Source organism: Capilliphycus salinus ALCB114379, from assembly GCF_047276495.1.
Taxonomy (GTDB): domain Bacteria; phylum Cyanobacteriota; class Cyanobacteriia; order Cyanobacteriales; family Microcoleaceae; genus Capilliphycus; species Capilliphycus salinus.
Genome location: NZ_CP178543.1, coordinates 6,082,823 through 6,100,217, shown reverse-complemented (window position 1 = coordinate 6,100,217; position 17,395 = coordinate 6,082,823). Strand labels below are relative to the sequence as shown.

The window sequence follows — 17,395 nt, the reverse complement described above, 5'->3', positions numbered from 1 at the left end:
TACTTGATAAATTGAGATCAACCCGCCCCGACCTCATAACAGGCATTAATTAACCGGACATCATATCATTGATCTAGACTCACTATAAAATCAAAAAAAGTCAGGTAAGCAATGCCGACCTGACTCGGTTTTAAAGATTTCTCGCGCATCTTATATTATGTCCGGTTGATTAATTCTGTTGCGGGGGGGCGGGTTGATCTCAATCTTTGAGTAGTCGTAAAAATCTCGTATAACCCGCCCCTACAGAATAATTATTGATCAGTCGGACATAATCTTAGAACACGCTGACGAAATCATCAGCAGTAATTAAACCGGCGTTAACATTGTCAAGAGTTGCTAACAGTTCCTCTCCCAATTGAATCAGAGTTGAACCATTTTCCTCTACAATATTTAATTGCTCGAAGGTTAAACCGCCATCAAGAATCAACAAATCTTCGTTATCGGTAAAATCAGTAATGAAGTCGGAACCTTGACCACTGGCGAGTAAAAAGCGATCGCTTCCCCCATCTCCGGTTAAAGTATCATTACCGCCGGCGCCGATAAGTAAATCATTTCCGGCACCCCCGGTAAGTTCGTCCGACCCTTCAGCGCCACCGAGGGTATCATTTCCTTCACCCCCGAAAATGAGGTCATCACCTTCGTTTCCGTCAACGATATCATCCCCCAAGTCGCCGTAAAGGGTATCATTACCTTGATTACCGGAAACCGAGTCGTTATCCTTACCGCCATAGATCAGGTCGTTTCCGTCGTTTCCTGCAATTAAATCATTGCCGATATTACCAAATAGCGTATCATCTCCGGTTCCCCCGGTGAGAGTATCCCCATCAGTACCGCCATAAACCATATCGTTACCCTCGCCCCCGTCAACGAAGTCATCACCCTTGTTTCCGTTTAACCAGTCGTCTCCGTCTCCGCCGGTGAGAGTATCGTTATTGTCGCCGCCAAACAGGGTATCAAAACCATCTCCCCCATCAATGAAGTCATCACCGATGTTTCCGTCTAACCAGTCGTCGCCAACCGAACCGAAAACCACGTCCTTACCTTTTCCGGCGTAAATGGTATCATTACCCTCGGCACCATCAATGACGTCTTCGCCTTCGTTGGCGCTTACCCAGTCGTTACCATCTCCGGTGTTGATGATATCATCGCCTCCGAAACCGAAAATTTCGTTATTGTTCGCATCACCCAGTAAAATATCGCCGCCGGAACCGCCTTCACTGCTAGAATTATCGGAACTAATATTAGCCGCAGTGTTGGCGGGTATAACCGGCTGAATAATTGCAGGAATTAAGTTACTGGGGTCATCGATAACGCTTCCGAAGTCGTCGGGTTCGGAACCATTTCCGGAACCATTTCCGGAACCATTTCCGGAACCATTTCCGGAACCATTTCCGGGTGAGGGTTGGGGTTCGGTATTCGTATTATTAACGGTGAGTTGAAACGTGTTTTCAACGCTTGCCGCATTGGTATCTGTGGCGAATACTCGGATATCAAATATCCCGCTATCGTTGTTCTTCGGACTGCCGCTAAAGACTCCCGTTCTTGGGTCTAATTTTAACCAACTGGGTAAGGGAGAACCGTTGGCTAATTTTGCCGTAAAACTTAGCTGATCTCCGGGATCATCATCGCTGAAATTGCCGGAAATATCCAAGCTTAAATTCCCGTTTTCATCGATGAATTGAGGGTTGATTCCACTGTTGACAACGGGGCCGTCGTTGATGTTATTAACGCTCAGTTCAAAGCTATTTTCAACGCTCGCCTCACCCGTATCTGTTGCGGTAACTTTTACCTCAATTAGACCAACATCATCGTTGGCGGGAGTGCCAGTAAATACGCCCGTTGTTGGGTTTAAAGTTAACCAACTCGGCAAGGCGTCACCGTTGGCTAACGTGGCGGTGTAATTAAAGCTATCCCCAGCATCCACATCGCTAAAATTGCCGGAAATATTCAAGCTAAAATTGCTATCTTCCGCAACGGTCTGAGGGGCGATTTCACTGTTAACAAAGGGCGCATCGTTGGTATTGTTAACGCTCAGTTGGAACGTGTTTTCAACGGTTGAGTCACTGCCGTCTGTTGCGGTAACTTTTACCTCGATATTGCCAACATCTTCGTTGCTTGGAGTGCCGTTAAATACGCCCGTTGTTGTGTCGAAAGCCAACCAACTGGGCAGGGCTTCACCGTTGGCTAATGTTGCCGAATAGGTGAGGTTATCGCCCACATCAACATCGCTCAAATTGCCGGAAATATCCAAGCTAAACTCGCTATCTTCGTCGGCGGTTTGAGGGGCGATAGGGTTGTTGAGAATGGGTGCGTCGTTGGTATTATTAACGGTGAGTTGGAAGGTGTTTTCAACAATAGCTTCACCGCTATCTTTGGCGGTAACTTTTACCTCAATATTCCCGACATCATCGTTAGTTGGAGTGCCAGTAAATACGCCCGTTGTTGGGTTTAAAGTTAACCAACTCGGCAAGGGTTCACCGTTGGCTAATGTGGCGGTGTAGTTAAAGCTATCTCCCGCATCCACATCGCTAAAATTCCCCGAAACATCCAAGCTAAACGGGCTATCTTCCGCAACAGTTTGGGCGGCGATAGGATTGTCTAAAATCGGGGCATCGTTGGTATTATTAACGCTCAGTTGGAAGGTGTTTTCAACGGTTAAATTACTGCCATCTGTTGCGGTAACTTTTACCTCGATATTGCCAACATCTTCGTTGCTTGGAGTGCCGCTAAATACGCCCGTTGTTGTGTCGAAACCTAACCAACCGGGTAAAGCTTCACCGTTGGCTAATGTTGCCGAATAGGTGAGGTTATCGCCCACATCAACATCGCTCAAATTGCCGGAAATATCCAAGCTAAACTCGCTATCTTCGTCGGCGGTTTGGGGGGCGATAGGACTGTTAAGAATGGGTGCGTCGTTGGTATTATTAACCGTCAGTTGGAAGGTGTTTTCAGCAATAGCTTCACCGCTATCTTTTGCAGTAACTTTTACCTCAATATTCCCAACATCATCGTTAGCAGGAGTGCCAGTAAATACCCCCGTTGTCGGGTTTAAAGTTAACCAACTCGGCAAGGGTTCACCGTTGGCTAATGTGGCGGTGTAGTTAAAGTTATCCCCCGCATCCACATCGCTAAAATTCCCCGAAACATCCAAGCTAAACGGGCTATCTTCCGCAACGGTTTGGGCGGCGATAGGATTGTCTAAAATCGGGGCATCGTTGGTATTATTAACCGTCAGTTGGAATGCGCTTTCAGTAACAGCATTACTGCCATCTGTTGCGGTAACTTTTACCTCGATATTGCCAACATCTTCGTTGCTTGGAGTGCCGCTAAATACGCCCGTTGTTGTGTCGAAACCTAACCAACCGGGTAAAGCTTCACCGTTGGCTAATGTTGCCGAATAGGTGATGTTATCGCCCACATCAACATCGCTCAAATTGCCGGAAATATCCAGGGTGAACTCGCTATCTTCCTCGGCGGTTTGGGGGGCGATAGGGTTGTCTAAAACTGGTGCGTCGTTGGTATTATTAACGGTGAGTTGGAAGGTGTTTTCAACAATAGCTTCACCGCTATCTTTGGCGGTAACTTTTACCTCAATATTCCCGACATCATCGTTAGTTGGAGTGCCAGTAAATACGCCCGTTGTTGGGTTTAAAGTTAACCAACTCGGCAAGGGTTCACCGTTGGCTAATGTGGCAGTGTAATTAAAGTTATCCCCCGCATCCACATCGCTAAAATTCCCCGAAACATTCAGACTAAACGGGCTATCTTCCGCAACAGTTTGGGGGTCAATTTCACTGTTAACAAAAGGCGCATCGTTGCTATTATTAACCGTCAGTTTGAAGGTGTTTTCAGCAACAGCATTACCGCTATCTTTTGCAGTAACTCTTACTTCGATATTCCCAACATCATCGTTAGCAGGAGTGCCAGTAAATACCCCCGTTGTCGGGTTTAAATTTAACCAACTCGGCAAGGGTGAACCGTCGGCTAATGTGGCAGTGTAATTAAAGCTATCCCCCGCATCCACATCGCTAAAATTCCCCGAAACATTCAGACTAAACGGGCTATCTTCGTCGGCGGTTTGGGGGGCGATAGGATTGTTAACAACCGGGGCATCGTTGGTATTATTAACCGTCAGTTGGAAACTGTTTTCAACGGTTAAATTGCTGCCATCTTTGGCAGTAACTTTGAGATTAATGACACCGACATCATTGTTAAGGGGAACCCCGCTAAATACGCCCGTTGTTGTGTCGAAACTCAACCAATTGGGCAAGGGGGAACCGTCGGCTAAGGTGGCAGAATAAGTGAGGTTATCGCCCACATCAATATCGCTCAAATTGCCCGAAATATCCAGGCTAAACTGGCTATCTTCCTCGGCGGTTTGAGGGCCGATTTCACTGTTGAGAACCGGGGCATCGTTGGTATTATTAACCGTCAGTTGGAAACTGTTTTCTGCAACAGCATTACCGCTATCTTTTGCAGTAACTTTTACTTCGATATTCCCAACATCATCGTTAGCAGGAGTGCCAGTAAATACGCCCGTTGTTGGGTTTAAAGTTAACCAACTGGGCAAGGGTTCACCGTTGGCTAATGTCGCGGTGTAATTGAGGTTATCGGTTGCATCAACATCGCTGAAATTCCCCGAAACATTCAGGCTAAACGGGCTATCTTCGTCGGCGGTTTGGGGGGCGATAGGATTGTTAACAACGGGGGCATCGTTGGTATTATTAACCGTCAGTTGGAAACTGTTTTCAACGGTTAAATTGCTGCCATCTTTGGCGGTCACTTTAATATCAATGGCACCGACATCATTGTTAAGGGGAGTGCCGCTAAATACGCCCGTTGTTGTGTCGAAACTCAACCAACTGGGTAAGGGAGAACCGTCGGCTAATGTCGCGGTATAACTGAGGTTATCGCCCACATCAACATCGCTCAAATTATCGGAAATATCCAGCGTAAACGGGCTATCTTCGTCGGCGGTTTGGGCGCCGATGGGACTGTTGAGAACGGGGGCGTCGTTGGTGTTGTTAACGGTCAGTCCGAAAGTGTTTTCTGCAACAGCATCACCGCTATCTGTTGCGGTAACTTTGACTTGAATATTCCCAACATCTTCGTTAAGAGGAGTACCAGTAAATACTCCCGTTGTTGGGTCCAAAGTTAACCAACTCGGCAGGGGTGAACCGTCCGCTAATGTTGCCGAATAACTGAGGTTATCCCCGGCATCAACATCGCTAAAATTCCCCGAAATATCCAAGCTAAACTCGCTATCTTCGTCGGCGGTTTGGGGGGCGATGGGACTGTCAACGGTGGGTGCGTCGTTAACATTATTAACGTTAATGGTGAACGGCTTTGAAATAATTCCCCCGTTTCCATCGTTGGTTTGAACCCGAACGCTGTAGGAAGATTTGCTTTCAAAATTGAAGGATTCTTTGGTTCGCAGTTCGCCTTCTACGATTTCAAAAAGAGCGTTATCGGTGCTTCCGGTCCCCGCAACTAAAGTGTAAGAATGGTTGTCGTTGAGATCCTCATCTACGCTGGTAAATGTTCCGACAACCGTACCGATCACTTGGTTTTCGTCTACGCTGTTAGTATCGAGAGTAATATCGGTGGGATTTTCGTTAACATTATCAACGTTAATCGTTAACTGCTTCTCGAATGTTCCCCCATTTGTGTCATCAGTTTCAACGCGAATGGTGTAGGAAGATTTGGTTTCAAAATCGAGAGTTTCTGCGGTTCGCAGTTCACCGTTAACGATTTCAAATTGAGCGTTATCGGTGTCGCCCGCACCCGCAACTAAACGGTAAGAATGAGTGTCGTTTGTATCCTCATCTACGGTTGCAAATGTTCCGATAACCGTTCCGACTGCTTCGTTTTCGTCTACGCCGTTATTGTCGAGAGTAATATCGGTGGGATTTTCGTTAACATCATTAACGTTAATTGTTAACTGCTTCTGGAATGTTCCCCCGTTTCCATCATCAGTTTGAATGCGAATATTGTAGGAATCTTTGCTTTCAAAATTGAAGGATTCTCCGGTTCGCAGTTGATTTCCAACGATTTCAAATTGAGCGTTATTGGTGTCGCCTGCACCCGCCACTAAACTGTAAGTGTGGGTGTCTGACGGGTCAACGTCGGTGGTCTCCAAGGTTCCGATAACGGTACCGACCGCCTGGTTTTCGTCTACGCTGTTATCGGTGAGGTTAAGATTAGTGGGATTATCGTTAATATTGGCAACCGTCGGGGGGGTCGTCTGAACATCGAGAACCTGCAAACCCCCGTTACCGTCGGCAACATAAACCGAGTTCCCGACGACAGAAACGCCCAAGGCGGCTTCAGGAGTATTAAAACTGTATTCTAAAGTGGGAGCGGTCGGGTCGCTAATATTGATAATGTGCAGACCGTCGGCTTCATCGGCCACATAAGCGAAGTTCCCCGCCACCGATACGCCTCTGGCATTCCCTGTAGTATTATAAGTGCCGACCGAATCCGGATTAGCGGGGTCGGTAATATCGATAACAGCCAAACCGCTTCCACCGTTGGCAATATAAGCGAAGTTGTTGACTACCGTGATACCCCTGGCATTACCACCTGTACTCACCTTCAATAATTCAGTGGGACTGGTGGGGTCGCTGATATCGAAGATAGTCAGACCGGTATTACCGCTACCATCGGCAACATAAGCGTAGTCTCCCTGTACCGCTACATCCCAAGCTCTACCACCAGTAGCAATATTAGCCCTTTTGACCGGAGCGGTGGGGTCGGTGATATCGAAGACAACCAGACCGTTTCTATCATCGGAGATGTAAGCATAATTTCCCTGAACTGAGATGCCGTTGGCTGTGTTATTTGTGTTGTTGGTCGTATCCCCACTTACACTGATTGTCACAGTGGGACTGGCGGGGTTGCTAATATTAACGACGGTCAGACCCCTATCATCATCAGCAATATAAGCGTAGTTCCCCGCTACGGCGATGTCCTTGGCGCGTCCCGGAGTATCAACACCGCCCCTTCGAGTGGGAGTAGTCGGGTTGCTGATATCGAGAATTTGCAGACCGCTTCTATCATCGGCAATATAAGCCAAGTTCCCCACGATGGATACCGCTTGGGCGCTGTCATCTGTATCAAAATTGCCCTGAAAGAAGACTCCCTCCCCGGCGACGGCGCTGACGGTTTCGGCTGTTCCTCCATTGTCGGTATAGGAGGCGTTGACTCGGATATATTTCCCGACTTCGTTATCTCCGGGGGTGAAGGTGTTGTTGACCGCGCCGGTGATGTCCGTCCAGGTGGTTTCATCCTCGGAAGACTGCCATTGATAGTTGATAGCGCCAGAAATGCCGTCCGCGTCGCTGACTGTGGCCGTCAGGATGCCGTCTTCTTCAATGTCGCCGTTGATGTTCACCTGACCGTTGGCTAAAATACCGCGATAGGAAGCCTGTGTCGCGGCTGAAAACGCGAGTTCGGCGGGGGTTTGACCGATGAGTCGGTTTAACGTCCAGTCTCCCTCTAAAGCCGCGTTTCCGGTGGGTGTGGTGGAGGCGGCGATGTCGGCGCCGGTCAGTTTGTGCAGTTTCTCAATAAATTCGCTTCCGGCATCTCCTGCGGCAACGTTGCAACCGTACAGTAAAATCTCGGATGCCGACCACGTTTTTAATAGGTTGGTGTAGTGTTGGAAGGTATCGAGGTTAAGTTGGGCGTTTCCTAAATATAAGCATCCCGGTGAACCGTGAGAAACAATATGAATGGCTTCAAAATCAGAATGGCATACATAAGCGGTAATTTGTTCGATACCGTCTCGCTCGACATCTAAAATCTCAACTTCTATCCCCGGTTTTACGCCTTGGACGAGATGTTTATAGTCGTCTACATTAGCATCAATAAAAACGATAGTTTTCGAGGGGTTCAGAGACATTTCGGTAGATTGAATAGTTTGTATCGAATTGAAAGGCTGAAAGTTGGAAGTCATAAATAAAGACATAGCTGGCGTTCTAAATTGAAGTCAATAATCAGAAAAGTTCGGGAAATTTTGAGATTAATTGTTCAGATGAACTCCCGACCGGAGCGAAGAAGTATTCTTCTATTTCCAAGCGTTGTGGTTGCTTCTAAAAAGAAAAGCTAAAACAATGCCATTGCTAATAAATGGGCTAACTGTGATGCGTTTTTATATCCCAGATGTTCAGAATCTATCTCAGTTTTCATGGATTCGTTTTCAGATCAGGAAAAACACCGAAGTGGAATTGTGAATTTTCGGTGAAAAAACGAGGTATTTTTAAAAGTTTTGCGTGTTTTTACGGAAAGTCTCTGCCGCTGATTTGTGGCGAGTTTTAATTGTAAATTTTCGGTAAAATTTTCAATGTTTATATCAAATTCTTATAAAGAAAGTACGGTTTTATCCGGCTTCCCCTTCTGGAAAAGGGGGTTCTCAGAAAAGGAGCAGCAGGGGATAGCGGTTTTAAATTTTTAGAGGCACAGTTCCATTAAAAACCCGTTTTTTGGGATGTAACTCCGAAGCAACGGTGCTATAGAAAATTTGTATCGGGCAGAATTTCAGTCGGGTTATAATATTCAATTGTAAATTCTGAATCTTCCCGGTTTACCGTGCCTTTTGTAGCATTATTTTTTGATTTCATAGAACTCAAAAAAAAGTCAGGTAAGCAAGACCTACCTGACTCGGGTTGAAAACCAGTTTAAAAAGTTCTCAAAATCTTAGAAGAGATTGGCGAAATCTTCGGCAGTAATTAAAGTTGCGTTGAGATTCTCAACTGTTGCTAACAGTTCCTCTCCAAACTTAATCAGAGTTGAACCATTTTCATCTACAATACTCAACTGAGCAAACGTTAAGTTACCATCGAGAACAAACACATCTTCACTATCGACAAAATCGGTAATCAAGTCCGAACCCTCCCCACTGCGGAGTAAAAAGCGATCGCTTCCGGCGTTTCCTGTTAAAGTATCATTATCCTCACCGCCGACGAGTAGGTCATCACCCGCACCCCCCGTGAGTTCGTCCGCGCCTTGATTGCCATAAAGGGTATCATTCCCTTCGCCGCCTTCTAACAGGTCATTACCTTCGTTACCATCAATAAAGTCATTCCCCAAGTCACCGTAAAGGCTATCATTCCCTTGACCCCCGGAAACCGTGTCGTTATCCTGACCGCCATAAATAACGTCGTTTCCGTCGTTTCCTTCAATAACATCATTGCCAACGTTACCCCATAGGGTATCATTTCCGCTTCCCCCTGTAAGAGTATCGCCATCAGTACCGCCATAGACGATATCGTTACCCTCGCCACCGTCGGCGAAGTCATCGCCTTTGTTTCCGTTTAACCAGTCGTCTCCGTTTCCACCGTCGAGGGTATCGTTATTTTGACCGCCATACAGGGTATCAAAACCCTCTCCGCCATCAACGAAGTCAGTCCCCAAGTTTCCGTTTAACCAGTCGTCGCCATCGGAACCGAAAGCCGCGTCGTCATTTTTTCCGCCATAAATGGTATCAGTACCTTTACCGCCATCAACGGTATCATTGCCTTGGTTGGCGCTTATCCAGTCGTTACCATCTCCGGTGTTGATAGTATCATCGCCTGCGAAACCAAAAATTTGGTTGTCTGTCCCATCACCGACTAGAACATCTGCACTGAGAGTGGATTCATTTTTAGAATTAGCAGAACTAAGGTTAGCCGCAGTGTTAGACGGTTTAACCGGCTTAGTTATCCCTGGAACCAAGCTGCTGAAATCATAAAGATTCCCTTCTGTAACGGTCGGTGTTGGAGTCGGACTCGGTTGGGGAGTGAAACTCGGTTGGGGAGCCAAATTCAGTTGGGGAGCCGGTTGGGGAGTTGGAGTCGGTTGGGGAGTCGGACTCGGTTGGGGAGTCGGACTCGGTTGGGGAGTCGGACTCGGTTGGGGAGTCGGACTCGGTTGGGGAGTCGGACTCGGTTGGGGAGTCGGTTCGCCCCCGCCAATAGTAGAAGTGTCGATTGTGGCTGCATTAATTTTATCGCTCAGAGCCGTTCCGGTGTTGTTGGCGACCACTTCATTGAAGGATTTGGTCCCGTTGAAAGCCGCGACTAAATCTTCGCTGGTGCTAGTCTGGGCAACTTTTTGAGCTTTGAACAGTTGCTCAATACTGCCGGCGTTGAGAATTCGCTCGTTACTGGCTGCGACAACTTGGGAGAATTGAGCCGCATTGTCGATAACAGTTTGCAAGTTCAGTGTGCTGTTCTGCTCTGTTAAAGTATTAACCGTGTTTTTCAGCAGAGTTTCGATTTGGCTGGTGTTGCTCAGATTGAAACTCCCACCTTGAATAACTGTGCTGAAGCTAGAAGTAATCACATCCGCGAGCGTGCCGGCGTCGATACCGGGGGCAACGGTTTGGATGGATTCACTGATGAAACTCATCAGTGTTTGAACCGCCACCTGAGCCGCTAAAACTGTTTGACCCACGCTTGTACCGGATTGAGCCGCAGCTATGGGGTCAAAAGTTCCCAAGTCAATCTCACTCGGCAGTCCCAAAGCCGTTTTGACTTGGGTTTCAGCCGCTTCTGGGGTGAGACCTGCTTCTACTAGGTTGACAACTAGGGTGGTTAGCGGTGTAACGACTGTGGAACCGGGAAGTGCTTTGAGCGTACCCGTAAAGGCTTCTCCTGTGACTGCATCGATACCGCCGACGGCTACCAAGACGCCTTCTTCGGGGTCAAGTGTGCCGTTGGTGTTGGTGTCGAAGTTGCTCGGAATTTCTAGGTTAAAGTCACCGAAGTTATCGGTTATTGCTGCGGGTTCACTGCTGTCTTGGATGCCGTTGAGGTTGCCATCAAAGTAGACTGTGGCTCCGGCAATGGGACCATCTTGGACTTGGGCTGCCTCCTCAAAAGCTTCGGCTTCAGGTGAGGGAACAGGTTCGGGTTCAGGAACAGGTTCAGGAACAGGTGAGGGAACAGGTGAGGGAACAGGTGAGGGAACAGGTTCAGGTGAGGGAACAGGTTCAGGTGAGGGAACAGGTTCAGCAACAGGTTCAGGTGAGGGAACAGGTTCAGCAACAGGTTCAGGAACAGGTTCAGGTGAGGGAACAGGTTCCGGTTCAGGTGAGGGAACAGGTTCAGCAACAGGTTCAGGTGAGGGTTCCGGTTGCGGTTCAGGTTCAGGTGAGGGAACAGGTTCGGGTTGCGGTTCAGGTTCAGGTGAGGGAACAGGTTCAGGAACAGGTTCGGGTTGCGGTGAGGGAACAGGTTCAGGTGAGGGAGTAGGAACAGGTTCAGGAACAGGTTCGGGTTCAGGAACAGGTTCGGGTTCAGGAACAGGTTCAGGAACAGGTTCGGGTTCAGGAACAGGTTCAGGAACAGGTTCGGGTTCAGGTGAGGGAGTTGCTTCCTCTACATCACCCACGTTGACAGTAACAGAAGCGGTGTCGCTGAATTCACCATCACTAACCTCAACGGTTAAGTTGTAACGGGTTGTGGTTTCGTAGTCGAGGTTAGTGTTGTCAGCAATGGTAATATTGCCTTGGTTATCGATAGCAAAAATACCATCATCATTTCCTGCGTTAATTGAGTAGCTGAGACTGTTTCCGTCTTCATCGTTAGCAGTAACAGTTCCAACGGTTGTATTGTTAGCCGCATCCTCATTAATATTGAAGCTGGCAGCATTGATACTGGGATTTTCGTTAACGTTATCAAGGTTAATGGTGAATTGTTTTTCAAATGTTCCCCCGTTTCCGTCGTTGGTTTGTACTCGGATATTGTAGGAAGATTGGCTTTCAAAGTCTAAGGTTTCTAGGGTTCTCAGTTCACCGTTTACGATTTCAAACCATGCGTTATCGGTGCTTCCTGTCCCCGCAACTAAACTGTAAGTATGGGTGTCTGTTGTATCTTCGTCTGTGCTGCTAAATGTTCCCACAACGGTTCCGATAGTTTGATTTTCGTCTAAGCTGTTATTGCTCAGACTAATATCGCTGGGGTTTTCGTTAACGTTATCAAGATTAACGGTGAATTGTTTCTCAAATGTTCCTCCGTTTCCGTCGTTGGTTTGTACTCGGATATTGTAGGAAGATTGACTTTCAAAGTCTAAGGTTTCTTTGGTTCTTAGTTCACCGTTTACGATTTCAAATTTATCGTTATCGGTGCTTCCTGTCCCCGCAACTAAACTGTAAGTATGGGTATCTGTTGTATCTTCGTCTGTGCTGCTAAATGTTCCGATAACGGTTCCGATAGCTTGATTTTCGTCTAAGCTGTTATTGCTCAGACTAATATCGCTGGGATTTTCGTTAACGTTCTCCAGGTTAACGGTGAATTGTTTCTCAAATGTTCCCCCGTTTCCGTCGTTGGTTTGTACTCGGATATTGTAGGAAGATTGACTTTCAAAGTCTAAGGTTTCTTTGGTTCTTAGTTCACCGTTTACGATTTCAAATTTATCGTTATCGGTGTCGCCAGTCCCCGCAACTAAACTGTAAGTATGGGTATCTGTTGTATCTTCGTCTGTGCTGCTAAATGTTCCCACAACGGTTCCAACTGCTTGATTTTCGTCTAAGCTGTTATTGCTCAGACTAATATCGCTGGGATTTTCGTTAACGTTCTCCAGGTTAACGGTGAATTGTTTCTCAAATGTTCCCCCGTTTCCGTCGTTGGTTTGTACTCGGATATTGTAGGAAGATTGACTTTCAAAGTCTAAGGTTTCTTTGGTTCTTAGTTCACCGTTTACGATTTCAAATTTATCGTTATCGGTGTCGCCAGTCCCCGCAACTAAACTGTAAGTATGGGTATCTGTTGTATCTTCGTCTGTGCTGCTAAATGTTCCCACAACGGTTCCAACTGCTTGATTTTCGTCTAAGCTGTTATTGCTCAGACTAATATCGCTGGGATTTTCGTTAACGTTATCAAGATTAACGGTGAATTGTTTCTCAAATGTTCCTCCGTTTCCGTCGTTGGTTTGTACTCGGATATTGTAGGAAGATTGACTTTCAAAGTCTAAGGTTTCTTTGGTTCTTAGTTCACCGTTTACGATTTCAAATTTATCGTTATCGGTGTCGCCAGTCCCCGCAACTAAACTGTAAGTATGGGTATCTGTTGTATCTTCGTCTGTGCTGCTAAATGTTCCGATAACGGTTCCGATAGTTTGATTTTCGTCTAAGCTGTTATTGCTCAGACTAATATCGCTGGGATTTTCGTTAACGTTCTCCAGATTAACGGTGAATTGTTTCTCAAATGTTCCTCCGTTTCCGTCGTTGGTTTGTACTCGGATATTGTAGGAAGATTGACTTTCAAAGTCTAAGGTTTCTTGGGTTCTCAGTTCACCGTTTACGATTTCAAATTTATCGTTATCGGTGTCGCCAGTCCCCGCAACTAAACTGTAAGTATGGGTATCTGTTGTATCTTCGTCTGTGCTGCTAAATGTTCCGATAACGGTTCCAACTGCTTGATTTTCGTCTAAGCTGTTATTGCTCAGACTAATATCGGTGGGATTATCGTTAATATTAGTAACCGTCGGCGGAATAATGTTGACATCGAGAATTTGCAGACCGCTATTACCGTCAGCAACATAAACGAAGTCTTCCCCTGCAAATACACCCCTGGCATTGCCACCCGCAGAAAAACTATCTTTTAAAGTGGGAGTGGTGGGGTCGCTGATATCGATAATTCGCAGACCGTTAGAATCATCGGCAACATAAGCCAAGTTTCCCGCTACGGAGACACCATAGGCATTACCTGCTGTATTCAAATTCCCCACCTGACTGGGATTATTGGGGTTGCTGATATCGATAATGGCTAAACCGCTTCCACCGTTGGCAACATAAGCGAAGTTGTTGACTACAGTGATACCCCTGGCATTACCACCTGTATTGAAAGTGCGGACTAGAGTGGGACTATTGGGGTTGCTGATATTGAAGATAGTCAAAGCGCTATTACCGCTACCATCGGCAACATAAGCGTAATTTCCCGCTACGGCTACATCCCAGGCGCGTCCCGGAGTAGAAATACTCCCCCTTGAACTGGGACTGGTGGGGTTACTGATATCGATAATTCGCAGACCGCCATTATCATCAGAAACGTAAGCGAAGTTTCCCGCTAGGGCTACGCCGTTGGCTTTACCACCTGTATTAACTGTAGTCTCAAAAGTGGGATTGGCGGGGTTGCTAATATTGATGATTTGCAGATTGCCACTATCATCGGCAACATAAGCATAGTTAAGCGCTACTGATACGTCCCTGGCGTTTCCAGGAGTATTAAAGCTACCCCTAACAGTCGGACTGGCGGGGTTGCTAATATCGATGATGGCTAAACCGCTATTACCATCGGCAACATAAGCCAAGTTTCCGACGACTGAGACACCTTGGGCATAGCCATCGGTATCAATATTGCCTTCAAAATTGACTCCCTCTCCGGCGACGGCGCTGACGGTTTCGGATGTTCCTCCATTGTCGGTGTAGGAGGCGTTGACTCGGATAGATTTGCCGACTTCGTTATCTGTGGGGGTAAAGCTGTTGGTGGTGGCGCCGGGGATGTTTGTCCAGTTGGTATTATCGCTGGAGGACTGCCATTGATAGCTGATGTTGTTTGGAACGCCGTCCGGGTCGGTGACTTGGGCGTTTAGGGGGCTGTCTTCTTCTAGGTTGCCTATAATCCTAACTCTACCGTTGGCTAAGATTCCATTGTAGGAGGCTTGTGTCGCTGCTGAAAATGCCAGTTCCGCCGGGGTTTGACTGATGAACCCCTTTAACGTCCAGTCTCCGTTTTTGGCGGCGTTTCCTGTGGGGGTTGTGGAGGCGGCGATGTCGGCATTTGTCAGTTTGTGCAGTTTCTCTATAAATTCTATTCCGGCGTCTCCTGCGGCTACCTGACAGCCGTACAGTAAAATGTCGGAAGCGGACCAGGTTTGGAGTAAGTTGGCGTAGGGTTCGAGAGTATCGAGGCTAAGTTGGGCGTTTCCTAAATATAAGCATCCCGGTGAACCGTGAGAAACAATATGAATGGTTTTGATTTCGGGACGGGTAAATAAATAAGTGCTTATTTGTTCGATACCGTCTCGATGAGCATCTAAAATCTGAACTTCTATCCCCGGTTTTACCCCTTCGATGAGATGTTCGTATTCCTCTACATTAGTATCAATAAAAACGACGGTTTTTGTAGAATTCAAAGACATGGGGTAAAGAAGAGTTTCTATTGCGTTGAAAGACTGAGAGTAGGAAGTCATCAATTGGGACATAGGAAGCACTCCACGTTGTTTAAATAAATAATCAAAAAAATTGAGGAACTTTGGCGAGGGTTCAAAAAGGACAAAACTGCCCCCTCGCAGTCAATAACCACGATTTATCTTGAAAGCTAATTGCCGATAGATGAGCCGGGGTGGATGCGTTTTTAGATCCCAGATTTTCACAATCCATCAGAGTTTTCACTGATTAGAGTTAAGATCAGGAAAAGCATGGAGTTTGAATTGTAAACCTTCGGTAAATTTCCCGGAATTAACTTTAAATTTGCCGTCTTTTTAGAAACTTTGTTGGTTGATGCGTTGAATTGTAAATTTTCAGTAAAATCGACAACTATTGACTTGACATTTCCGCGATTCTGTGGGGTTTGCGATTATAGCAGTACAAAATTCGGTTTTGACATTTCTACATCCTAGAATCCTTTCATAGTCTGCTGTTGCCTGATCCGGTGTTCCCGATTCAAGTAGCGCTATAATATAGCCCGAAGCGCTATATTTCTTTAAACCAACTCGATAGAAAATCTACTTTTGTTGTTGAGTGCATAAAAAAACCCGGTAACTTTTTAGAAACCGGGTTGATAGAATTTTATGACAAAATGCCAAAAAAAGAGTTTTCTAGCGGTTGTTTAGACTTGCGCTAACCAAGACTGAACCATCGCTGGCGGAATATAAACCGTCTGATGATTAAACATGGCTTTTAAACGGTCTGGACCGCCAAGTTTTACAGCTTTTTGTAAGCGGGATTTAAACTGCGGGTCGGTTTTAATCTTCTGTTCTAAAGCCAGTTCCGCTTCTCGATTGGTTTGGGTTTTTTGAGCAACTTGACTGAGGAATTGTTGAACTTCTGATTGAACCGACTTTAAAAATTCTTCTGGGTTTGCGGTTGAATTAGAACCATAAGCGGGTAAAGCCATTCCCTCTTTTAACGGGTCAAAACTCTCAATGGTATTAACAGGTGAACCCGACTGACTGATACCCCGAACCGCATCAGCGACATCAATTCCTGTGGTTTGTCGCAACTGTTCTAAAAACCCGGCTATTTTAGTTGCAGTTGTACCGTTTTCACTGTTAATTACGGTTACATTATCCACCTCAACTTCGGGAATGGTAGAAACCAAAGTTTGCAGCAATCCTTCCAATTTCTGATAGAGGAAAATTTCCCGGGCATTTGCACCGGCGGCTTTCCAAGATTCCGCCAAGCGTTGGGTCCCTTCAGCCCTGGCTTTTCCTTCTTCAATAATACGGGCTGCATCCCCTTTGGCTCGGGCAATAGCGCGTTTACATTGTGCCTCCGCCGGAGCAACAACATCGGCTTGTAACTTCTGTTCAACCTGGATAATTCTAGCCCTTTGAACGGCAAGTTCCGCCTGAGTCCGTGCCACTTCCGAAGCAATTTCGGACTCGGATTCGGCAATCACCGCATCGCGTTTTGTAATCGCATCTTTGACCCGACGTTCGGCTTCTGCTTTGGCAACTTCTATGTCAGTTTCTAACTGTTTGAGCGAGGTATTTTTCCGGTTTTCTGCATTCCGCATGACCGAAGTGGCTTGGGCTTGGGCTTCTGCCATGCGAGCATCTCGCAGCAGTTCGGCCTGTTGTTGACGTCCGATAGAATCAAGATAACCGACTTCATCAGAAATATTCTGAATTTGTAGGGTATCTAAAATCAACCCCAACCGTTCCAAATCGTCTTCGGCTTCTTCCAATAAACTCTTAGCAAAAGCCAACTTATCGCCGTTCACTTGTTCGGGCGTTAAACTGGCTAAAACCCCTCTCAAATTCCCTTCTAAAGTCTCTTTTGCCATTTGTTCGATTTCTTTGCGGCTTTTGCCGAGCAAACGTTCAATGGCGTTGTGAATGGTCGGTTCTTCCCCGGCAATTTTAATGTTTGCCACACTTTCAACGGTTAGCGGAATCCCCCCTTTTGAGTAAGCGTTGGTCACTTTTAACTCAATAATCATGTTGGTTAAATCCATCCGAAACGCCTGTTCGAGCAGGGGAACTCGAATGCTACTTCCGCCTTTGACCAACCGATACCCGACTTCCCGTCTTTCGTCTACGCGCCGATGTCCGCCCGCAAAAATGAGAACTTCGCTCGGCTGACAAACATAGTAAAGGTTGCGAATAATAAACGCTCCGGCGCCGGTTCCTAAACCCAATGTTGCGAGTAATGCAATGATAACTTCCATAGTTTTTCTGAATGAATGTG

General features: G+C 46.5%; 3 protein-coding genes. All 3 read right to left on the bottom strand.

Annotated elements, in window-relative coordinates; all coding sequences use genetic code 11:
* Window positions 1-274 precede the first annotated feature (274 nt).
* A complete protein-coding gene (locus ACL6C3_RS24685; protein WP_413162052.1) occupies window positions 275-7,969 on the bottom strand; it encodes a putative Ig domain-containing protein in 7,695 nt (2,564 codons plus the stop codon).
* A gap of 728 nt (window positions 7,970-8,697) precedes the next feature.
* Window positions 8,698-15,123, bottom strand: a complete 6,426-nt coding sequence (locus ACL6C3_RS24680) for a cadherin domain-containing protein (RefSeq protein WP_413162050.1) — start codon at window positions 15,121-15,123, stop codon at window positions 8,698-8,700.
* A 689-nt stretch (window positions 15,124-15,812) separates the two neighbouring features.
* Entirely contained in the window at window positions 15,813-17,375 is a 1,563-nt protein-coding gene (locus ACL6C3_RS24675; protein ID WP_413162047.1) for a flotillin family protein, read from the bottom strand.
* Window positions 17,376-17,395: the final 20 nt, after the last annotated feature.